This is a genomic window from Bradyrhizobium sp. NDS-1 (genome assembly GCF_032918005.1).
Taxonomy (GTDB): domain Bacteria; phylum Pseudomonadota; class Alphaproteobacteria; order Rhizobiales; family Xanthobacteraceae; genus Bradyrhizobium; species Bradyrhizobium tunisiense.
The window spans coordinates 4319721-4341074 of record NZ_CP136628.1; the positions used below are offsets into that span (position 1 = coordinate 4319721).

The 21354-nt window shown below is 63.6% G+C and carries 22 protein-coding genes and 1 tRNA gene; 10 read left to right on the forward strand and 13 right to left on the reverse strand.

Annotation, left to right across the window (positions count from 1 at the left end; all coding sequences use genetic code 11):
• Positions 1-11 precede the first annotated feature (11 nt).
• The 4 genes from RX330_RS20400 to RX330_RS20415 all read right to left on the reverse strand — a co-directional run bounded on the left by RX330_RS20400 (position 12) and on the right by RX330_RS20415 (position 2368).
• The gene (locus tag RX330_RS20400) at positions 12-290 is read right to left on the reverse strand and encodes a hypothetical protein (RefSeq protein ID WP_317239584.1); all 279 of its coding nucleotides are present in this window, start codon (positions 288-290) and stop codon (positions 12-14) included.
• A gap of 209 nt (positions 291-499) precedes the next feature.
• Positions 500-589, reverse strand: a tRNA-Ser gene (locus RX330_RS20405).
• Positions 590-662: 73 nt separating this feature from the next.
• Positions 663-1793 (reverse strand): site-specific integrase, encoded by a 1131-nt coding sequence (locus tag RX330_RS20410; protein ID WP_317239585.1) that lies wholly within the window; start codon positions 1791-1793, stop codon positions 663-665.
• A complete protein-coding gene (locus tag RX330_RS20415) occupies positions 1790-2368 on the reverse strand; it encodes a hypothetical protein (protein ID WP_317239587.1) in 579 nt (192 codons plus the stop codon). The genes RX330_RS20410 and RX330_RS20415 overlap by 4 nt, the downstream gene beginning before the upstream one ends.
• 211 nt (positions 2369-2579) lie before the next feature.
• Between RX330_RS20415 and RX330_RS20420 the strand changes: the two genes are divergently transcribed.
• The 9 genes from RX330_RS20420 to RX330_RS20460 all read left to right on the forward strand — a co-directional run bounded on the left by RX330_RS20420 (position 2580) and on the right by RX330_RS20460 (position 11918).
• Positions 2580-2777: a DNA-binding protein gene (locus RX330_RS20420; RefSeq protein WP_317239588.1), complete on the forward strand. Its 198-nt coding sequence runs from the start codon at positions 2580-2582 to the stop codon at positions 2775-2777.
• 185 nt (positions 2778-2962) lie between these two features.
• The gene (locus RX330_RS20425; RefSeq protein ID WP_317239589.1) at positions 2963-3241 is read left to right on the forward strand and encodes a hypothetical protein; all 279 of its coding nucleotides are present in this window, start codon (positions 2963-2965) and stop codon (positions 3239-3241) included.
• Positions 3238-4602: an AAA family ATPase gene (locus RX330_RS20430; RefSeq protein WP_317239590.1), complete on the forward strand. Its 1365-nt coding sequence runs from the start codon at positions 3238-3240 to the stop codon at positions 4600-4602. The genes RX330_RS20425 and RX330_RS20430 overlap by 4 nt, the downstream gene beginning before the upstream one ends.
• Before the next feature lie 290 nt (positions 4603-4892).
• The gene (locus tag RX330_RS20435; protein WP_317239591.1) at positions 4893-5237 is read left to right on the forward strand and encodes a hypothetical protein; all 345 of its coding nucleotides are present in this window, start codon (positions 4893-4895) and stop codon (positions 5235-5237) included.
• Positions 5238-5284: 47 nt separating this feature from the next.
• Positions 5285-6595, forward strand: coding sequence for a hypothetical protein (locus RX330_RS20440; RefSeq protein WP_317239592.1), 1311 nt, complete (start codon positions 5285-5287; stop codon positions 6593-6595).
• Between the two features lie 257 nt (positions 6596-6852).
• Positions 6853-7263, forward strand: a complete 411-nt coding sequence (locus tag RX330_RS20445) for a hypothetical protein (protein ID WP_317239593.1) — start codon at positions 6853-6855, stop codon at positions 7261-7263.
• Between the two features lie 5 nt (positions 7264-7268).
• Complete coding sequence (locus RX330_RS20450; protein WP_317239594.1) at positions 7269-9914, forward strand: hypothetical protein; 2646 nt, start codon at positions 7269-7271, stop codon at positions 9912-9914.
• Positions 9911-10279 carry a hypothetical protein gene (locus RX330_RS20455; RefSeq protein ID WP_317239595.1) on the forward strand — a complete coding sequence of 123 codons (369 nt, stop codon included), beginning with the start codon at positions 9911-9913 and terminating at the stop codon, positions 10277-10279. Before RX330_RS20450 ends, RX330_RS20455 begins: the two co-directional genes overlap by 4 nt.
• Positions 10280-10409: 130 nt before the next feature.
• Positions 10410-11918: a P-loop ATPase, Sll1717 family gene (locus tag RX330_RS20460; RefSeq protein WP_317239596.1), complete on the forward strand. Its 1509-nt coding sequence runs from the start codon at positions 10410-10412 to the stop codon at positions 11916-11918.
• Between the two features lie 51 nt (positions 11919-11969).
• Here RX330_RS20460 and RX330_RS20465 read toward each other — a convergent pair whose 3' ends face one another.
• Both RX330_RS20465 and RX330_RS20470 read right to left on the reverse strand, forming a co-directional pair.
• Positions 11970-12449 carry a thermonuclease family protein gene (locus RX330_RS20465; protein ID WP_317239597.1) on the reverse strand — a complete coding sequence of 160 codons (480 nt, stop codon included), beginning with the start codon at positions 12447-12449 and terminating at the stop codon, positions 11970-11972.
• Positions 12450-12528: 79 nt separating this feature from the next.
• A complete protein-coding gene (locus RX330_RS20470; RefSeq protein WP_317239598.1) occupies positions 12529-13098 on the reverse strand; it encodes a pilus assembly protein N-terminal domain-containing protein in 570 nt (189 codons plus the stop codon).
• Positions 13099-13693: 595 nt separating this feature from the next.
• Between RX330_RS20470 and RX330_RS20475 the strand changes: the two genes are divergently transcribed.
• Complete coding sequence (locus RX330_RS20475; protein ID WP_317239599.1) at positions 13694-14080, forward strand: hypothetical protein; 387 nt, start codon at positions 13694-13696, stop codon at positions 14078-14080.
• 392 nt (positions 14081-14472) lie between these two features.
• Here RX330_RS20475 and RX330_RS20480 read toward each other — a convergent pair whose 3' ends face one another.
• The 7 genes from RX330_RS20480 to RX330_RS20510 all read right to left on the reverse strand — a co-directional run bounded on the left by RX330_RS20480 (position 14473) and on the right by RX330_RS20510 (position 21354).
• Positions 14473-14817 carry a hypothetical protein gene (locus tag RX330_RS20480; protein ID WP_317239600.1) on the reverse strand — a complete coding sequence of 115 codons (345 nt, stop codon included), beginning with the start codon at positions 14815-14817 and terminating at the stop codon, positions 14473-14475.
• 111 nt (positions 14818-14928) lie between these two features.
• A complete protein-coding gene (locus RX330_RS20485; protein WP_212087263.1) occupies positions 14929-15252 on the reverse strand; it encodes a hypothetical protein in 324 nt (107 codons plus the stop codon).
• Positions 15253-15470: 218 nt separating this feature from the next.
• Positions 15471-17321, reverse strand: coding sequence for a dihydroxy-acid dehydratase (gene ilvD / locus RX330_RS20490; RefSeq protein WP_317239601.1), 1851 nt, complete (start codon positions 17319-17321; stop codon positions 15471-15473).
• A gap of 280 nt (positions 17322-17601) precedes the next feature.
• Positions 17602-18462 carry an ABC transporter permease gene (locus RX330_RS20495; RefSeq protein ID WP_317239602.1) on the reverse strand — a complete coding sequence of 287 codons (861 nt, stop codon included), beginning with the start codon at positions 18460-18462 and terminating at the stop codon, positions 17602-17604.
• A complete protein-coding gene (locus RX330_RS20500; protein WP_317239603.1) occupies positions 18459-19388 on the reverse strand; it encodes an ABC transporter permease in 930 nt (309 codons plus the stop codon). Before RX330_RS20500 ends, RX330_RS20495 begins: the two co-directional genes overlap by 4 nt.
• On the reverse strand, positions 19388-20374 hold the full coding sequence (locus RX330_RS20505; RefSeq protein WP_317239604.1) for an ABC transporter ATP-binding protein: 987 nt from the start codon (positions 20372-20374) through the stop codon (positions 19388-19390). Before RX330_RS20505 ends, RX330_RS20500 begins: the two co-directional genes overlap by 1 nt.
• Positions 20371-21354: an ABC transporter ATP-binding protein gene (locus RX330_RS20510; RefSeq protein ID WP_317239605.1), complete on the reverse strand. Its 984-nt coding sequence runs from the start codon at positions 21352-21354 to the stop codon at positions 20371-20373. Before RX330_RS20510 ends, RX330_RS20505 begins: the two co-directional genes overlap by 4 nt.

The window sequence follows — 21354 nt, forward strand, 5'->3', positions numbered from 1 at the left end:
GGCCCGCCGGTTCACGCTGGCGGGCCAATGCCTGCGGCGATTGCCTGGAGAAGCACAACAATACCCGTTGCAATGGCCGCGTAAGCGCTCCAACGAGACTGGTTCGCGGTTGTGCCTACGAGATCGATCTTGCGACCATTCCTGGTGAAGATCATTCGATCCGAACGTGTCTCTTTCTGGTCATCGGCGTACTCGTTCATCCATTTTGAGGCTGAGATGAACCACAGGATTGCCGATGCTCCGGCCACGATGACCGATGCCCAAGTGAGGCAAGTGAGAAATGCTTTCATGGGTTAGGTCTCGCCTTGGCGAGTTGCCTTTTCCTGTAGTTGTCGGCGATCTCCAGAAGCGCGGCGCGCTCGACGGGGTCTTCAGTCTGGAGCGCCAACGTGCGACATATTGACTCGATGTCGAGCCGGCGAGGATTGCAACCCATTGTACGTTTGATTGTGCGCTGAAACCAGGATATGCACTTAAGTATTTGATTTTTCTGATCTTTTGGCGGAAGGGGTGGGATTCGAACCCACGGTACCCTTGCGGGCACGCCGGTTTTCAAGACCGGTGCCTTAAACCACTCGGCCACCCTTCCGAAGCAATTATTTCAAGGGCTTAGCACCCCTCGCGGATAGAACAGACAGCGAAACTGCCACCCGATTGCCACCCTATCCGCTCAAGGCCGCGTTGATCGCCGCCGCTGCCTTGCTGTCGTCGTTCCTAAACAAGTGCGAGTAGACGCGCAAGGTGATGTCCGGCTTTGCGTGGCCGAGCCGCTTCGAGATGGTGACGATGTCCACGCCAGCGTCGATGAGCTGGGACGCGTGCGTGTGGCGCAGGTTGTGAAAGCCCATCTCCGGCTGAAAGTCGCTCCACGCCTTGCTATGGCGCTTCTGGGACGGCAAGGCTCCGTCGAGGCCGGCGAACAGCAGTGCATCATCAGGAAGCCGTCCGGCGCCGAGTTTGAGCCGCAGCTCCAGTTGTTCCTTGCGGAAGTCGCGAAGCGTCTCGACGAGCAAATCGGGCAACGTGATGTCGCGCCGTCCGGCTTTGGTTTTCGGCGCCTTCAGCCGGATGCCGTGTGCCTTGGTCTCTTCGATCGCCTCCCGCACCTGGATGATCTTCTTGTCGAGATCCAGGCGGCCCCAACGGATGCCAAGCACTTCGCCAAGGCGCATGCCGGTGAACAGCGAAATCATCGCAGGGACAAAGAGCCGATGGCCGCGCAGCGTCTCGATGAACGCCGGGACATCCTTGACGATGACCATTTCCTCGTCGTCGACCTTCGGCGCGGATTCGTCGGCGACCACATTTTTGATCACCAACTCGTTCTTTGTGGCATCGCGGAGCGCCTTGCCAAGTACGCGGTGAGCGTGACCGATGGTTCGTGGTGCGAGACCACCCTTCCCGTCAGCCCTGCCCCCGTTGCGCAACGTCGTATGCCAACTTTCGATGTCGAGAGTTCGCAGTTTTTGAAGAGGCCTTGCGCCGAGGTGCGGGACGATCTGATTTTCCACGAGCTCGCGATACCGTTCGGCGGTCCTAGCGCTGATAACTCCGGCAGCTTCCCAGTGGTCGACGCGGCCGCGCACCCACTCGGCCACCGTCACCTTGTTCGGCTCGACGTACTTGGCTTGGCTGACCGACGCGATCAACTCGGCGAGCTTAACCTGGGCCTCGCGCTTGGTGCCGCGGAAGGAATGGTATTGGACTTTTCGCTTGCCCGTGGCGGGATCGCGGCCGGCATCAAACTTCAGCTCGAACGATCGTTTGCCACGTTGGCGAATGTGCCCCTTCATTGTTTATCTCCCGGCAACGGACGACTCGTCGCGATCTTGCGCTTAAATTCGTTCAAGCTGCTCGCGCGGTCGGCTGCCTGATATTCTGGGTCCTTGTCGGGTCTCGGATATGGCGAGGCAATGCCGCTTAGCTCCGCAAATACTTGTGCGAGCTGCTCATCAGTTTTCGCTTCAGCAAACCAATTTCCGTGACGCCTCTCCTCCTGGGAGTAGTTGCGAAGCACTAAGTCGCGGTAGTTTTTCGCCAGTTGGAGCAGCGTCATGCTGAACAAGTTGAATGTGCGCTCATCTTCTACCCACCGCTTGTTGGTAAAACGCTCGATGCTCGCCAGCGCCTTCGCCGTGCTCAAGGCAATATTAAAAACGTCCGTTCCCCATTCCGACGAGAGGTAGTCGCGGAGATCCGCCAGACGTTCCTCACGAAGCTTTTCGATTTCAATTGATCTTTCCAGCCGGCTCACGATTTCGGCATTGAGGGAAAGATTACTCTTCGAGGCGCGCTTCTCGAGCATCGCTCTCAATCCCTCGTCGAACCGCAGGTTCAACTTCACCAATTCAGTCGGTTTCTTGGCCATCGCCTGCCCTTCATTGTGAGACTTAATGGGACAATCTGGCACGGACAAGATGGGGCCGCAAGTGGCCCTACAAATTTTGTTGGGGCCAACCATGGCTCAAGGTTGACTATTTGGGACGAAGCACCTCTCCTACGCCGAGGCCAACTATGGCCCCACTTTCCAGCGCCCCGTCGAGAAGGCGCCGGAGCAGCTTCAGGGAAAGGAGAAGCCAATGCTAAAGAACGAAGAGCTTGAGGCGCTGCTATCGAAGCCTACGGCTGAGGTGCCCGACGTGGGCCGCATCTGCTACGGGCTCAGCCGCAACTCGAGCTACGAAGCCGCAAAGCGCGGCGAGATAGAAACCATCCGGGTAGGCCGGCTCCTGAAGGTACCCACCGCACCGCTTCGCAAGAAACTCGGGATGGCATAAATGACAAGCCCCGCCGCAAAGGACGGGGCTTCTCCGAAGATGGATCCGATGCTCCCCAGCTCGGTCGGCTCGGAATGTAGCCCTCCCCTCGCCCAACTACAAGCAGCGCGCCTGGTTCGGCAGTGCGCAATGACCCGCTCAATGGCCGCAGTGGTGGCCCCGATGATTTACGGGGAGATCACCGCATGAAGCGCGAAATGCTCCCCAACAAGCGTCCTTCCATCGCATTCAATTTCGAGCACGAGGGACACCGTTACCGCGCCACCGCCAGTCGCTATGCCGACGGCCGATTAGCCGAAATCTTTCTCGATACCGACAAGCTCAACACACCATTGCAGGCCAGCGCTGAGACCGCCGCGGTTCTCGTCTCGCTGTTGCTGCAGCATGGCGTCGACGTCGAGAGGATCAAGCACAGTGTCCGCGGACCTATCGCGATTGCGCTTGAGCTGGCGGAGGCGCCGTGAACGCGATCTCCTTCCCGCCTCTGGCGGAGATGACACCGATCAGGGCGCGCACCGAGTTCGCCAAGCGCCAGCACTACCTTCGCAGCCTCGAGGGCGACCGCGCGCTGATCGGGCTTGTCGATCTGGCAAAGCGCTACACGCGCCTGCAACATCACGGCCTTCTTGACGACGAGGACATTCCCGGGGGCCTCTGGGAGGCCGCGGAAAACGCCGACTTAGTGAAGGCGCACGGGCCGGACACCATCGAAAACGTGATGGCCGCGGCGATTGAAACGGCGCACGCGTCGCCGAACGACGACACTGGCAAATCATCATCCGGCTTGCTCATCCTCACCCCAGCAGCATGGAAAGGCACTGAGCCGACGAAACAGCGGTGGCTTGCTCATGCCCGAATCCCATCGGGCGACCTGACCATTGGCGCCGGCAACGGCGGAAGCGGCAAAACCGAGATCTACACGCAGTTGCTGATCGCCGTGACAGCGGGCCTGGCCGATTGGCTAGGGTGCACGATCGAAAACGGCGTGGCGCTGTTTCTGAGCTGCGAGGAGCCGCAGGAGAACATCCGCGACCGCATTGAACGCATCGCAAAACACCGCAGCATCGATCCTTACGATTTGCCCAATCTGCATCTTGTTTTTCCTGACCTTGAGAACACATGGCTCGTTCACGCCCTTAAGGATGGCAGGCTCACCAAAGCCCCTTTGCTGGACTGGCTCGAAGCGTGGATCCGGGAGCACCGCCCTCGCCTTGTTGTAATCGACAGCATTGCTGCGGTCTTCGACGGCGACGCGATCGCGCGCCGTCAGGTTCGGGCGTTCCTCGCAATGCTGCGCAAGATCGCGCGAGAGCACGACACCGCAATCGTCTTGCTAGATCACCCGAGCGTGCGCGGTATGGCCGACGGCAGTGGCACCGCGAACTCGGTCGATTGGCGCAACTCGGTCAGGTCAATGTTGAGCCTGACCGAGGACAAAGACGACCAGGATGCCCGCGTGCTCGAGGTGACGAAGAGCAACCGCGGCCCGAAGGGTGAGAAGGTTACCCTGCGCTGGGATGGCCTCACGTTCGTTCCGGAAGGCATTGGCGGCGCGCCGTCGCACCATCTGGCCGCTGCAGAGCGGGACGTCGAGGAGCTCTTCCTGCGGATCCTCGACAGGCGAAACGCGCAAGGCCGGCCGGTGCGCCCCCACCCAGGCCGCGGCTACGCGCCGGCGGAGTTCGTCAACGATCCCGAGGCGGTGGGCGTGACCGACAAGGCCTTCGTAGCCGCGATGGAGCGCCTGTACACCAGCGGCAAGATCACCACCGTCATCACCGGGCCCCAGAGCCGCACCGTGAGCCACATCGAGAGGGTGCGGTGATGGTATCCCGCTGCACTTCGATCCCCCCTTCGATCGCCCTTCAGCCGGTTCGATCCCCCCTTCGATCGGGTATTGCATCCCCCGTTCAATCGCCTTCGATCCCCCCTTCGATCGGCTGTGTTCAATCCCCCCACACCCCTAGGGGCGATCGAAGCGCCCCCCGCGGCCCTTCGGGGGCCGCTGGCGCTCCTCCGCCCGAGCAGGCGACAACCGACCTTCGCCACCTCGCCGCAGCACTCGAGGCTGGCGCCGAGCTGACAGACCACGAGCGCCAAGCGGCCGCCTCAGCGTTGCGTATCGCCACGTTGCTGCTTAGTCCGACGCTGCCCGGTCAGCGCAGTCCGGCCGCCCGGGCGGCACAGGAGCGCCGCGATCGGCTGATCTGCGTCACCATCGCGGAATTCTTTCCCGCGCTGCTGGCCGCCACTGCCGCCGAGCAGCTCGCCGAGCGCCTGGCCAGGTACCGTTCCGGGCCCGACTGGAAGCGCGACCGCACAGCCACCAGCATCAACTACCGGCAATCGCTGCGCGGGCGCTGCTGGGAAATCCTGAAGGCAGTCGACCGGCCGCTTTCAGGCCGACGCATTCGAGAGATTTTGGCGACCAGCTCGGTGAGCTCGTCGCCACGGGATTGAGGCATGTTCGGTACGAATCAAGGTCCTCACCTCAAGGAGCTTTCTGAATGACCATCGAATTTCCCCCGCGGCGCCAACCCAGCATGGCGGGTTCGCTCGACATGGCGCGCCTGGCCGATGAAGCCGCCGCCTCGGCGGCAACCGCAGATGCCAGGGCGACTTTCACCCGCATCGCTTTCGCGGCCCGCCGCGCTGATGCGGTCGCCATGTCGCCACAGGCTGATGCCGCATTCCAACGCGCGGTGCAGGCCTTCGAGCACCACGACGCCACAACGGCTGCTCGAACCACCGAGCTTCAGGGCGCACTGAATCGCAGCCTTGAATCCGTTCAACCCTCATCGGCCATGGGCCCGATCAACGCGAGCTTTAGCCTCATTCGCGGGCGGTTGCCGGAAGCCGTGCAGGCGACAATCGACCGCATCGAGGAGGATCTCGACGAGGTTCGCGCGGCGCGGCGAAACTTGGTCGACGACCAGCAAGACCTGATCCAGCAGCGCGGCGCCATTGTCAGCCAGATTCGGATGAACACCGAACCGGCGGTGGCCGAACGCTACAGCGTCACCAACCTCATGTCGGAGGATCATCCGACGCTGAAGAAACTTCGTGCGGATCAGGCGCGCATCGACAAGCAGCTCGCCAAGATCAGCGACAAGTTGGCTGCATCGCAGCCGCGCTTTGAAGCGCTGGATCGGCTCTTTGATCGCTGCCGGGAGTACGCTCGCTTTGCGCTCAACAACGGCGCCGGGTTCGCCTTCCACGATGGCAAAGCCGCCGGCAAGAAGCCCGGCGACCTCAAGCAGGCGATTGCGGATGCCCGACAAAGCGTCGCTGAAATCCTTGCTGATCTGCGAGAGCATCGCGCCCGCCCGCGCCGCTCTGCCGACGTGAAGCTCGCGGCCAGGCAGCTCGTCGAGGCCACGGCCAAAGCCCCGCAGGTTGCCCAGGCTATCGACCACGGTGACGCGATCCTGTGGCCTCAGGCCGGCATCACCGCTGAGGTCGTGGGCGGCGTAACCGTGGATGGCAAAAAGGTCCCGATCCCGAACGCGGGCGCCGCGGCATTTGGCGGCATCAATGACGCCCTCGGCATCATGATGTGGGCCTTCAAGGACAGCATCGTCGCCGCCATCGATCGCGAAATCGACTTGTACGCGGACGACGCAAACGCATTGTCGGCGGAGGACCGCGCGAGCGGAGAAGCCGAGCTGCTCACAAAGCTGCTCGCGGCAGAGCGCGTTGAGGAAGCCCTGATCCGGCAGGCCGAACAGGCTGACATGCCCGTCTATCGGCGCGGTGATGCCGACGTGCGCGTCGTGCTCGGCTTGGATGCCACCATGCCGCCCTTGGCGGAGATTTGAACCGTGTTGCGCGGCAGGCAGGGACAGCGGCCGCAGGAAAAAGGGGCATTCTCCCCCGTGACCGCCTGCGGAACATCGCCGAGTTCGTCGCGCATCACTCGGGAGGGGGCGTCGTGCTCAAGCATGCGGCGCTCCCTCCCTCCGGCCTTTCCCGGGGGCGCACCCAAATCAAAAGCTACCTTCCAGCGATTAGGACAATGCGGGGAAACGAAGCGCCCGACTTCGCTAGCGCCAGAAGCCCGAATTGATCGAACACCATGAGCAACAGCACGGCTTCGTCGGTCTCTCTAAACGCCTTGGCGAAGATCCTTGGGCGATCGAAGTCGGGGCTCCACTATCTGGAGAAGGCGGGCCATATCCGTCGGAATTCGCTTGGAAAATTTGACATTGCGGACGTTCAGCGCGCGATTGCCGAGACGGTCGATCAATCGATGGCCCACCGGCGGAAACCGCCGTCGCCCATCGTTCGAACGGCAGTCGTTCGAACGGCGCACGATGATTGTTCGAACGGGGATCGCGAACGGGTGTTCGTCGATGGGAAGTGGATTCCGGTCGAGCAGGCTGAGGCCATGCGCGATCGATACCTGCGCCTGTTGGCTGAGCTGAACCAACTGAAGGGCGCCGCTCGAAAGGCGGGCAAGCCTTTCCTGCCGGAACAAGGAGGTTAGCCCCCATGGCTAAGAAGAACGAGATCCTGCTCTCGATCGCGCTGGAAGGCGATCAGGAGATCAAGGGCAAGCTGGCCGCCGTCGGCGAGGCCGGGAAGAAGTCGCTGGCGGACATCGAGAAGCAGGTCGGCGCCGCCGGCTCACGGCTGGAGAAGCTCGCCAAACCGCTGGAGGGCGTGCGAGGGGGCCTCGCGCCGCTGCTCGAGCAGGCCGGGCTGGCGCGGCTCAGCGGGCTGTTTGGAGGGAGCGGAGGCCTACTCTCCGGTCTCTCCGGTGCTGCAGGGCCGGCCGCCCTTGGCACGGTACTTTCGGGTATCGCCCTGCACCTCGCCAAGGTGCGCGAGGAAAGCGAGAAAACAGAGGCGCGGCTAAAGTCGCTCGGCGGTGGCAGCAAGGCGGTGGCCGCTCTGAATGAAAGCGCAAAAAAGCTCGGCACCAGTCCATCTCAATTGCAGGAAGGATTCGAGAATTTTCTCGGTGCCAATCGAAAACAACGCGCAGAAGAGGATGTTCAGGCCGGCCTGATTCATCCTCCAGGTTACGTGCCCCCCGAGAATGAAAAACCGCATCCGCGCGTCTTTCAGGGCGGCAAGCAGGTGTTCGGTCCGGCGGCGACCGTCGAGGAGTTCGCGGCGGCCCAGCGTGCTCTGCTTGCCGGCACCCGTCTCGACAAGACCAAACCGGAAGACGCCAAGCGCGCGGTTGATCAGCTTCTCGGGAGCATTTTTCAGCCTCATGATGTCGGGCAGGGCCAGGCGGCCCCGGGCCTCACCGCCGACGCGGTGCGAGCATTCGACCGGACGTCACCATCGGCCGCCAATCGACTAGCCCGAGCTCTCGGAGGCACCGTTGGTCGAGGGTTCGGCAACGCCGAGGAGCTCGCGCTGTTCCTCGATCGGAAGGACAAGCTTGGCCGCACTGAGCCGATCCCGCCGAACAAGTTTTTCGATGCCGTGGCAAAGGATGAGCCTCAGGCGCTCAAGGATGCGCAAGCCGCGCGGGGCGTCAGCGATGCTCTCGATGGCCTGAAGTCCAGTGCCGAACGCCTGGACAAGTCGTTTGGCGACACCGCCGGCAAGCAAATCAACCAGAGTCTGACCGAGCAGATCGACCAATTCTCCGGCGGCATCTCCAAGGCCACCGATCTGATCAATCGGAATGGGGCCAGCATTGAGAAGGGATCGGAGATCGGCCGCGCGATCGGCGACAAGACGCCGATCCCCTTCGCCGGTGCCATCGGCTCGACCCTCGGCAGCATCACCGGCGGGACGATCGGCATCGGCGGCGACCTGATCAGGCAAGGGCTCGGATCCACGGTCGGCGGCTTCCTCGGCAAGGCGCTGACGGATCCGGGGGCCCTGCAGGAGAAGGCGCGGCCCACGGAAGGCCCGAGCGCGCTCGCGCCGCCGTCCTCTTTCCTCGACAGCGTCTCGCCCAAGGCGCTCCTGGGCCCTGCAGATGACAGCGCGGCGCTGTTCGAGCGACGCCAGCAGGAACTGAAATCGTTCCAGGACCGAGGCCTCTCCCCCGAACGCGAGGGCGGCGGCTTCCTGATCGCGCCGGAGCGGCCGTCGCCGGTGTTCACGCCGGAGCAGACGCAGCCGACCCAGCCGCCGCAGCAATTCGGTGCCGTCGACAGCGCTCAGCAGCTCGCGAGCCTCGGCACGGCGCTGCAGGACGCGCTGCGCGGCCTGGTGCAGGGCATCACCGACAAGGCGGGCAGCCTCGGCCCGCAGCAGGACAACCGGATCCAGGGGCCGGTGGACGGCATCGGCATTCGCGGCGAGGGCAGCGGCACGATCGGCAGCGACGTTGCCGATGCCAGTGGCGCGCTGAAGCAGTTCGCATCGGCGCTGCTCGACAGCATCAGCAGCATCAAGGCAGCCAGTGCGGCGGCGCCCCAGACCGTTCAGGCCGCCGCCGGCGGCGGCCTGATCCGCCATCTCGACGGCGGTGGGCACCTCTCCGGGCCCGGCACGTCAACCTCCGACAGCATTCCAGCGATGTTGTCGGATGGCGAATACGTCATCAAGGCGAGTTCGGCGCGCAAGATTGGGCGCAGTCGGCTGGATTGGCTCAACGCCGGCAATTATGCGGGTGGTGGTTTCATTTCGCGGATGGTTTCGCGCGTGAGAGGGTTCGCCTCTGGCGGCCAAGTTGACGGGTTTGACCTAGTGGCGGCCATGAGGCGGGTGCGGGCGGAGGAAGAGGAGGAGCGGGAAAGGAAGCGGAAAGCGGAGCAGCTTCGGAAAGACCAGGATTGGGTTTATCGGTTGTTCAATCCTCAAGGGCCGGAGATCGCGACCGGCGGTCTGATCACGTCGGCCGGGGTGGTTCGTCCTGCACATTTCGCCCGCGGTGGCGCGGTCGGCAACCTATCCGCCTTTGCCGGCATGACGGCCAGCTTCCCGCATTTCGCCGAGGGCGGAATGCTCGATGTGCCCTCGCTGAGCGGACCTGCGCCGCAGCTCGACAACATCGCACCCGCCGCCGGCGGCGCGGCCGGTCACTACGACGTCGACCTGCGCACTAACCACGGCGACTTCCGCATGATGACGACCGAGGACGTCGCGCGGAAGATGAGCGCCGCGGCGCGCGATGCCGCCAACGCCAGCGCCGGCGCGGCGCCAAGCTGGGAATATGGGCGGTGAGACACGGCGACAGTGGCGAGCTGACCGATCTCGCTCTTGCGATTTGCAGCGCAGCCGTGGAGAAAGCCGCGGCGGGCCTGATCTTGCTGCGCGATGACGTCACCGCAGACTTGGCGGCGTTCGTCGCTACATACGACTTTTATGTCGCCGCATGGCCCCAGGGAGACGCGCTTCGCTTTCTCGTCATTCGATATGCGATGAAGGAAGGCGAAGACTTCCGCGGCAACGCCGCTTTTGTGCAGGACCGGGCCACCGCGATTGCGCTGCACGAGGCCTGCCGGGCCAATGACAACATCGCGCCAGCGGTGGCGGATGCCGACGCCATGGTTGCGCTTTACAAGGCCGTGCCTGCAGGATGCGCTTGACTGCCATGGCGCGGAGGCCATCGACCGAGACCGCAAGTAGACCAGGCGCAACCTGACAGCGAATTATTTCATGGACTCTTCCCGTTCAATAGGTGTGAAATGCCCCGGGCGATACAGGGGGAGCGGCGAGGTGAAGAAAGTCGATCTGTTGAAGCAGCTGACCTTTGGACTCCAAGTAGCTGAAGATGAAATTGGCGAGCTCGAACGATATTTCGTGGAAACTCATCAATGGGCTCGCATGGAGAAGGGGCAGATCGATATTGTCAGAGGCGAAAAGGGTTCTGGCAAGAGCGCTATCTATTCGTTGCTTCTAAGCAGGACGGGTCCTTTCTTCGATAACGGCATCCTTCTAATTCCGGCAGAAAACCCTAGAGGGGGAACGGTTTTCAAGGATCTGTCGACCGAGCCTCCAACGAGCGAACAAGAATTCGTCGCGCTCTGGAAGTTGTACATAATTACATTGATCGCCCAGCAGATCCGAGATTTTGGGATTTCTGGATCCGGCGCCAACCGAATCTATGGTATTTTGGAAGCTGCCGGGCTGCTTGAGGCAAAATTAAACCTGAGAAGTATCCTCCGCGCTGCTCATGATTACGCTCGGAAGCTTTCTGCCGCGGAATCTCTAGAAGGCGGCATGAAGATTGACCCTCATACTTTGTTGCCCGTAGGCGTAACTGGCAAGATAGTGTTGCGCGAGCCAAACCAAGATTTACGCAAAGCCGGCGTAGTATCGATCGACGGCCTATTTTCTGACCTAGACGAAGTCCTAGAATCCAACAACCTCACAGTTTGGGTGCTGCTTGATCGCCTCGACGTCGCATTCGTGGACAATCACGAACTTGAGGCGAATGCACTGCGTGCACTGATGCGCGCATACTCCGATCTAAAGAATACTGGCCGCCTAGCGCTCAAGATCTTCCTGAGAGAAGACATTTGGAAGCGAATCATGGACGGCGGTATGAGGGAAGCCAGCCACTTGATCCGCTATGTGGTGCTTGAGTGGGCGGAGCCCACCTTGCTCAATTTGATTATGAAGCGATTACTAAAAAACGAAGCTCTGGTGCAGGAATTTGGCTTGGACGTGAACGCAATTCTTGGAAATGCAAGAGCCCAAGAAGATACCTTCTATAGGTTCTTCCCGAAGCAGGTAGATCAGGGACCACAGAAAGCATCTACATTCAAATGGCTGGTCACCCGCTGTGCTGACGGCACTAGGAAGACCGCGCCTCGCGAGTTGATCCATTTGCTGAATGTCATATTGGAACAAGAAATTCGAAGGCTGGAAAATGGCGGCGAGGCGCCGGCGGACGATCTGCTGTTCGACCGGTCGGTTTTCAAGATGGCCTTACCGACTGTATCGAATGCTCGCCTGAACCAATATCTTTACGCTGAATATCCAAATGAAAAGCCTTTCGTATCCAGACTTGAGGGCCAAAAAACAGCTCAAACGGCGCAAAGCCTCGCTGACCTTTGGGGCATCTCCCAAGAGGAAGCTCTCACCAAGGCAAGGAGACTTGTCGATCTCGGCTTTTTCGAAGAGCGCGGTACGCGTGAAGATCCCACATTCTGGACGCCATTTCTCTACAGGGGCGCCCTGAACTTAATCCAAGGCCGCGCCGAGACTGATGATGATGATTGATACTGCGCGCACTGGATCGCATTGCATCTACTTCGCATTCAGCCAGATCTCTCAGCACCAGCGCTGTCGCGGCGGACATCGCGTGCCGCTGCAGACATATCGGTGCGCCAGCCCCTCACCGATGAGGATCTCGCCGACGTCACGTCCGCCGATCGTCAATGCCCCGCACAGCCTGCCGTAGTTGCAGCGATTTGTGCCCTCCTCCCCCGGCCGACACGCGCAGGCAACGCGCTGCAGCCGGGTATCGCCACCAGCGATCAGCTGCCGCAGACGATCCGTCGCAGCCTCGGCGCGACGGCGCTCGTCTTCGCACCTCGCCTTGTTGCCGCGCTCGGGCGTGTCGAAGCCGACCAGGCGATAAATCTGACCCTGGTGCCGCACTGTATCGCCGTCGACTGGAAAGATTGCGATCGGCGAACTCGGAGAGCTCCAGAGGTGCGCCACTCCGAGCAGGATCGCCGCCACTATGATGGCAGCGGACGCCCAGCTTGCAGCCTTCGGTTTGCCTCGGAACTGGATTGCCGTCGACATGGTGTGTGTCGCTGAGTTGACAAACCTTAAGCGCCGGCGCGAAACCTACAGCCGCTCCGGAGTTCAAACTTGGCGCTTACTAATTTTTCGCCGCTGGGGGGCCACCCAGACTTGCCGGTCCCTCGCCGGGATAGTTTCGCTGGATGGTCACGCTATGGCCGTCCTGCTGCTGCCGGGTTTCAGAAACCGTCGTTCCCAGCGGTTGCTCGGGACTAGGCCGGGTCGGAACCTTGTCCGGATCGACGCGCCCGCAACCGGTATCGGTGCAGTAGTAGCCGAAGAAGTCCTTGGCGAGCGCGCCAGTGGCCTGATCCTTCGTCCCGTAGATTTTGACGTAGCCCTGCGTTTGCTCGATAATCACCACCGCGCGATGGATCACGCGGCCATCAGGCGCATAGGCGGTCAGCAAGGTGCGCCCAGGCCTGAGGCCGCGCAACGTGAAGGCTCGGTCTGTCTCCGGCACGATCTGCGCAACGCCCTCGACGGTGAGCGACAGCCGCCCGAACGGTTCCTCGAAGGCGAAGGTGCGCGCGTCCTCTGCGCGCAGCTTGATCTCGTTGTTGGTGACAATTTCCTTCGGCGGCTCAGCAACCGCTCTGCCCGCAATAATCGACAGCAGAACCGCAAAACTCAAGAACACAGCGCGCATTGGAAATCCCTCTGGCCTGCAATATGCACCGATGCTAGTGCAACCTTGGCTTGTTTGGAAGCCTTTAGGCGAGACCGTAGATTTCGGCGCGATAGCTTGAGATCGCGGACGGCGCTCTCTTGGGGGTGTGCAAACGCGCCGGTCAGCCCTTTTTGAGCCCGATCTCTACCAGCCGGCGGATAGCCTCAGAGCGCCCGGGGGTGTCGCCCTGCTTCGCAGCCCATGCGTCAACGTCAGCGCGCAGTTCCTTCGACAGGCGGATAGCCGTCACCGGATCGCGCCCTGTCGCCGGGCGTCCTCGTTTTTTAGGTATTACCTTAATTGACTTCGCCATAAATATGTATTACCAAAAATGCAAGCCGAGGGGAAGGGTTCAGCTTCCGCCCCGGCTCTAACCCGGGACACGGAGCGACCCATGCCACAGGCTTTAAACATCATAGCGCCCAGCGCCGCCGGCGCTGATCGATTTTCAACGCGTTCGGAGGATTCGGCCAGCGGCCGGCAAGCAACCCAGCTAGGCGGCTCGCCGCGTGAACCGATCCCGTCTCCCGAAAGTTCTTGGCCGCGGGCGCTGGGAAGCAATCGGAGATCGTTTATGACCATGATCGTCAGCGCTAGCACGCTCGCCCTCGCACAACCTGCAGGGAGTGTCTATCAGACCCCTGACGCAGAGCTGATCGCGCTCGGGCAGCAGCTGGATGCGTTCGCCCATCGGCTCGCGACTTCGGAGGCAAAATGGGCCGAAGACACGGCGCCGAATTGGGAGCATCCCGACGACATTCTGACTGAGGCTGGTCCAGTGTGTCGCGCCATTCTCGCTGCTCCCGCCCGAACGGTTGCCGGTCTCGCGGTGAAGGCCCGCCTCGCCGCTTTCGGCGCCCCAACCTATTGGCAGAAAAGCGATGAGGATGCCGATTGGGATATTCTCGTGATGCGCCAATTGGTCGAGTCGGTGATCCACACTGCCTCAGCGGGAGTCTAATCAGTTTCTCGTTCAATAGTGCGATCCAGGTGCCCGGGCCAGTCCCGGGCATTTCAACTTTAGCCGGCCATGCGTTTTGCCACCGCGATTGCCACCCAACAGGTGGGTACAAGGCGGAATCGCTCGGTACGTGGCGGGACGTTGGAGCACCATAAGTGCTGATTAGATAGGCCTATTCGGCACCAGCGGGGATCAGTCGAAACGGCCGTCTAAGGTTTTCAAGACCGGTGCCTTAAACCACTCGGCCACCCTTCCAAAACCCGTAATGGCTGTCGCTTAACGCAGTCGACCGCGCAAGGCAACGCCAAGTTCGCCTCGGGTCCAAACCTGTGCGGGCGGGGGCGCAGCAACGGCAGCTGACGAGGTGCGTCCAACTCGCATTTCAGCCTGCCCTAGCCAGTCGGGCAATCAACCAGCACGGCGCTTCGGATGTATTTGGTTCTCTGGCGGTCGCTGACATGGCGGCCGAATTGAGGGCTGAAATTGAGGTCATAGCGGCACCCTGCCCGCATGGCCTGGTAGATCGCGCCCCGCTCGATCACATAGCTTCCTTCCGGCAGCGTCTTAAGGCGAACCTGCGCGATCGTCTGTTCCTGGCCGTGGTCCGGGCCGAGATAGGTGACGCGGTCGGTCGAACCGACCGACCAGGCAATTGCAAACACGCAGGCGATCGAGGCAACGAGACCGGCGACCAGACCGAGTTGCGGTTGCGGAATGGATTCCGAAGGCAAGCTCATCTCGTTTCGTGTCGATCCACGCTTACCGGTTCAAACACCTCCTCATCACGCAAGAGAAAACGGCGCCCCGCAAGGGAGCGCCGCGTGAATGGTCTTCGACCTGCGCCGGACTCAGTAACCGCAGGACGCGCAGTTCATCTGCACCGGGGCGTAATAGGAATAGCCCGGCGAGACCATCTCGACGCGCTGGCGCGTGGCGTATTGCGGCGGGATGCGCTGGTACTGGACGCTGGGCGGCGCGACCATCACGGTCTGCGGCACCATCACGGTGCGGTACTGCGCCGGCGTGCGATGCGCGACGACGGAGCCCGGCGAGACCATCACGGTCTCGTCGACGGTGCGGTATTGCGGCTGCACGTATTGCTGCTGATAGCAGGTCGTGCACGGCGGCGGCGTGTAGCAATTGTAGCAGCCGGCGGAGGCTGCGCCCGTCATGGAAATCGCGGCGACGGCGGTCGAGAAAACAACGGCGAGAGTGCGAGACATTGTGGTGGTGCCCCAGTTGCCCGAAATGGATTTGCGAAGGTCGCCGCAGTATACGCAGCAAAACGCTGCTTTGCCGAAGTTCGTGGAGGCATCCTTAATGCGAACGGCCGGCTTTCGCCGGCCGTTCAGATCTTGTTGACCATGCGCGCGAGGCGAACGGCGCGTACTCAGTTCGAACGCCGCTTCACCTCACGCACCGCGCCGCGCGCGGCGCTGGTGGTGAGCGCAGCGTAAGCCTGCAGCGCGGTCGAGACGTTGCGCTTGCGGCCTTGCGCCTGCCAGGCGGCATCGCCCTTGGCCTCTTCGGCCGCGCGGCGCTTGGCGAGCTCCTCGTCGGAGACCTCCAGCGTGATGCTGCGGTTGGGGATGTCGATGGCGATGATGTCGCCGGTCTGTACCAGTCCGATGTTGCCGCCTTCCGCCGCTTCCGGCGACAGATGGCCGATCGAGAGGCCCGAGGAGCCACCCGAGAAGCGTCCGTCGGTGACGAGCGCGCAGGCTTTGCCGAGGCCCATCGATTTCAGATAGCTCGTCGGATACAGCATCTCCTGCATGCCGGGGCCGCCGCGCGGGCCCTCATAGATGATGACCACGACCTCGCCGGCGACGACCTTGCCGCCCAGGATACCCTCGACCGCCGCGTCCTGGCTTTCGAACACGCGCGCGGGACCGGAGAATTTCAGGATCGAGGCGTCGACGCCCGCGGTCTTCACGATGCAGCCGTCCTGCGCGAGGTTGCCGTAGAGCACGGCGAGGCCACCGTCCTTGCTGAAGGCGTGTTCGAGGTCACGCACGACGCCCTTCTCGCGGTCGGCGTCGAGCTCGTCGTAGCGGCGCTCCTGGCTGAAGGCGACTTGCGTCGGGATGCCGCCGGGCGAGGCGCGGAAGAAGGTGCGGACCGCCTCGCTTTTGGAGCGCTTGATGTCCCAGCGCTCCAGCGAGTCCTTCATAGTCGGCGCATGCACGGTCGAGACCGAGGTGTCGATCAGCCCGGCGCGGTCGAGCTCGCCGAGAATGCCCATGATGCCGCCGGCGCGATGCACGTCCTCGACATGCACGTCGGCGACCGACGGCGCGACCTTGCACAGCACGGGCACGCGGCGCGACAAGCGGTCAATGTCCTGCATGGTGAACTTGACCTCACCTTCATGGGCGGCGGCGAGCAGATGCAGCACGGTGTTGGTCGAGCCGCCCATGGCGATGTCGAGCGTCATGGCGTTCTCGAACGCCTTGAAATTCGCGACGTTGCGCGGCAGCACGCTCGCGTCCTCCTGCTCGTAATAGCGGCGGACCAGGTCGACGATGGTGTGGCCGGCCTCGACGAACAGGCGCTTGCGGTCGGCATGGGTCGCGACCACGGTGCCGTTGCCGGGCAGCGCCAGGCCAAGCGCCTCGGTCAGGCAGTTCATCGAATTGGCGGTGAACATGCCCGAGCAGGAGCCGCAGGTCGGGCACGCCGAGCGCTCGATCACCTTGACGTCCTCGTCGCTGACCTTGCTGTCGGCCGCCGCGACCATGGCGTCGATGAGGTCGACGGCCTTGGTCTTGCCGGCCAGCTTGACCTTGCCGGCCTCCATCGGCCCGCCCGAGACGAACACGGCGGGGATGTTGAGCCGCAGCGCGGCCATCAGCATGCCGGGCGTGATCTTGTCGCAATTGGAGATGCAGACGAGGCCGTCGGCGCAGTGCGCGTTGGCCATGTACTCGACGCTGTCGGCGATCAGCTCGCGTGACGGCAGGCTGTAGAGCATGCCGTCATGGCCCATGGCGATGCCGTCATCGACCGCGATGGTGTTGAACTCCTTGGCGACGCCGCCGGCCTGCTCAATCTCGCGGGCGACGAGCTGGCCAAGGTCCTTCAGATGGACGTGGCCGGGCACGAACTGGGTGAAGGAGTTGACGACGGCGATGATCGGCTTGCCGAAATCGGCATCCTTCATGCCGGTCGCGCGCCAGAGGCCGCGGGCGCCCGCCATGTTGCGGCCGTGGGTGGTGGTGCGGGAGCGATAGGCTGGCATGGCGGTTTCCGTCCTCGGTTTTGGCCGGGCGGGCGAAAAAATATGAAGCCGCCTCAGACCTTTGTGGCCGGATAGCGCACGCCGGGAACGCGCGCAACGGGAACTTGGGCCGGACAGGGCTCCCCTGCTCCCGGCGCGGGGTTTGCGTCGCTGCCTATCTCTCCCGTCATTCCGGGGCGATGCGGAGCATCGAACCCGGAATCCATCAGGCGGCACGCACGCGGCCAGATGGATTCCGGGTTCACGCCTTTCGGCGCGCCCCGGAATGACGGCGGAGGGCCTATTGCAGCGTCGGTTCCAGCCGGTCACGCAGCCAATCCCCGATCACGGAGACCGCCAGCGTGGTGATCACGATGGTGGTAGCCGGCGCCAGCATGATCCAGGGCGCCCGCGTCAGGTATTCCCGGCCATAGCCGACCATGTTGCCGAGGCTGGTCATCGGCGGCTGCACGCCGAGGCCGAGGAAGGACAGGCCCGACTCCATCAGGATCACCTCGGGGAACACCAGCGTGGTCGAGACGATCAGGGTCGAGGCGATGTTGGGCAGGATGTGCCGGACGTAGATCCGCGGCGGCGTCGCTCCGAGTTGGCGGACGGCGGCGGCGTAGCCTTGCGCGTTGGCGGAGACGGCAAGTCCCCGCGCGATGCGGGCATAGCGCTCCCAGCCGAACAGTCCCATCAGGCCGATCAGAAGCGGCAGCGAATTGCCGAAGAAGGCGAGCACGGCGAGCGCCATGATCAGGAAGGGCATGCTGGCCTGGAAGTCGGTCAGCATCAGCACGAACTGCTCGACGGCCCCACGGAAATGCGCGGCCAGGAAGCCGAGCGTGGTGCCGACCACGGCCGAGATCGCGGTGGCGCCGAAGGCGATCAGCAGCGAGATGCGGATCGAGACGAGCAGCCGCGACAGCACGTCCCGGCCGAGCTCGTCGGTGCCGAGCCAGTGCGCGGCATTGCCGGGCGCGGCCAGGCGGTTGCGCAGGTCGAGCTGGGTGAAGCCGTAAGGCGCGATCTTCTCCGCGAAGGCCGCGATCACCAGCATGGCGACGATCCAGGTCACCGCGAGCGCGACCGAGACCGGGATTGCGGGCAGGCTGATGCGGCGGCGAACCGTCGTATCCTTCAGCGTCGCGTCGGTCATGCGTGGGCTCCCTTGGCGCGCAACCGCGGATCGAGAAAGCCGTAGAGAAAGTCGACGATCAAATTGGACGTGACCATGGTCATCGCCACCAGCAAGAGGATGCACTGCACGACGGCGAGGTCGCGGTTGGCGACGGCGACGACGAGCAGGCGCCCTACTCCCGGCCAGGAAAATACGCTTTCGACCACGACCGCGCCCGCGATCAGCGTGCCCACCATGAAGCCCAGAATGGTGACGGTCGGGATCGCTGCATTCGGCAGCGCATGGGACGTCACCACCTTGCGCCACGGAACACCCTTGGCGGAGGCGGTGCGGATATAGGGCTGGCCAAGCACCTCCAGCATCGCGCTTCGGGTGAAGCGCGCCAGCACGGCGGCACCGCCGAGGCTGAGCGTGACGATGGGCAGGATCGCGTGGCGCCAGCTGTCCTGGCCGCCCGACGGAAGCCAGCCGAGCTGCACGGCGAAGACGAGCACGAGCAGCAGCGCCAGCACGAAGCTCGGCACGGTGAAGCCGGCAACCGCCGTCATCATCACGGCGCGGTCGATCCCCGAACCCCGATGCAGTGCGGCATAGATGCCGGCGGGAACGCCGAGCGCGACCTTGAAGAAGAAGGCCGGCAACGTCAGCGCCAGCGTCGCCGGGATCCGCTCCAGCACGAGCTCGATCGCGGGCCGCCCGTCGCGCATGGAGCGGCCGAGCTCGCCCTTGGCGATGGCGCCGAAATAATCGAAATACTGGAACCAGATGGGATCATCGAGACCCCAAGCCTTGCGGAACGCCGCCAGTACCTCCGGCGGCGCCTCCGGTCCGAGGATCATCAGCGCCGGATCGCCTGACAACCGCAGCACGACAAAGGCGAAGGTGACGACGAGCACGATCGTGAGCGCCGCACGCCCGATGCGGATGGCGAAATAACGTCCCATCAGGCCGCGTCCCGCGTCTCGGCGCCGGTGACGAGGTGACAGGCGACTTGCCTGTTGCCGCCGACGGCCGCAAGCGCCGGTACCTCGCTCGCACAGCGCGCAATCGCACGTGGACAGCGCGGATGGAACGCACAGCCTTGGGGGCGCGCCGCCGGGTTCGGCGGGTCGCCTGCGAGCACGATGCGGCCGGCGCTGCGGCGCCCCGGCGCGGGCGAGGCCGAGACTAGCGCCTGGGTATAGGGATGCTCGGGTCGCGCGAACAGATCGTCCGCGCTGCCGATCTCGACGATGCGGCCGAGATACATCACGGCGACGACATTGCTGATCTGCCTGACGACGCGCAGATCATGGCTGATGAACAGCAGCGTCAGCGACAATTGGGCCTGGAGATCGCAAAGCAGGTTCACGACCTGCGCCTGGATCGAGACGTCGAGCGCACTGACCGGTTCGTCGCAGACCAGAAAGTCGGGTTTCGTGGCGAGCGCGCGTGCCAGCACGATGCGCTGACGCTGACCGCCCGAGAGCGCGCCGGGATAGCGCACGCCATGCGCGGGGGTCAGCTCGACCGCGCGCAGGAGTTCGCGAACACGGTCTTCGCGCTCGGCAGGCGTGCCGATGCCATGAATGTCGAGGGGCTCGCGGATCTGGGCGGCGACCGGCAAACGCCGGTCCAGCGCGCCGAGCGGGTCCTGAAAGATCATCTGCATGCGCGCCCGCTGCGCGCGCCATGCCGGCGTGGCCGGCGCAGCCATCGGCTTGCCATCGAACCGCACCTCGCCGCGATCGGGCGGCTCGAGACCGAGCACGATACGCCCTGTCGTCGACTTGCCCGAGCCGGACTCGCCGACGAGGCCGAGCGTCTCGCCCTTGGCAATCGCCAGCGACACGCCGTCGACGGCATGAACGGCGGTGCTGCGCCCGAACATTCCGGAGCGCATCGCGTAGCTGCGCGAGACCGCGGACACTTCGACGAGCGACACACTCATTCGGCGGCGATCCCGAGCAGCGCGCGGCGCGACGCCTCGGCGCGGATGCAGGCGACGTTGCGGTCATGCGCGATCGGCGCCAAGGTCGGCGCGGCAAGGCCGCACGGCTCCGCCGCCAGCGTGCAGCGTGGCGCGAAGGCGCAACCGCTTGGCATGTGCACGGGATCGGGAACGGTCCCGGGAATGGCCGTCAGGCGCCGCCGCGGCCCCTCGAGCGGCGGCAGCGCGCCGATCAGGCCCTGGGCATAGGGATGCACGGGATCGGCAAACAGCTGGTTGCTGGGTGCCTCCTCGACGATGCGGCCGGCATACATGACGGCGACGCGATCGCAATTCTCGGCGACGACGCCGAGATCGTGGCTGATCAGCACCATGGCCATGCCGAACTCGCGGCGAATGGTCGAGAGCAATTCCAGGATCTGCGCCTGGATGGTGGCATCGAGCGCGGTGGTCGGCTCGTCCGCGATCAGCAGGTCGGGATTTCCGGCAAGCGCCATCGCGATCATGATGCGCTGGACCTGGCCGCCGGAGAATTCGTGCGGATAGGCCTCCAGCCGCCGGCCCGCGTCGGGAATGCCGACGAGATCGAGCAGCCGTCGCGCTTCCGTCTTCACGGCGTTGCCCTGGAGATCGCGGTGCAGCGCCAGCGCTTCGCAGAGCTGCTTGCGGATGGTCAGCACCGGATTGAGCGCACTCGCCGGATCCTGGAAGATCATCGCGACCCGCCCGCCCCGCACCTGATCAAGCTCGGCGGCAGGAGCTCCGAGGATCTCGCGGCCATCGAGCTGTACCGAGCCCGTGACCTGCGCATGCCGCGGCAACAGGCCGAGGGCCGCGAGCCACGTCACGGACTTGCCCGATCCGGACTCGCCGACGAGGCCGAGGGCCTCGCCCTTCTGCAAGCCGATGTCGACGCCACGCAGGACCGGCACGCCACCAAAGGCGACGCGCAGGTTCTTGATGCTGACCAGCGGTGTCAC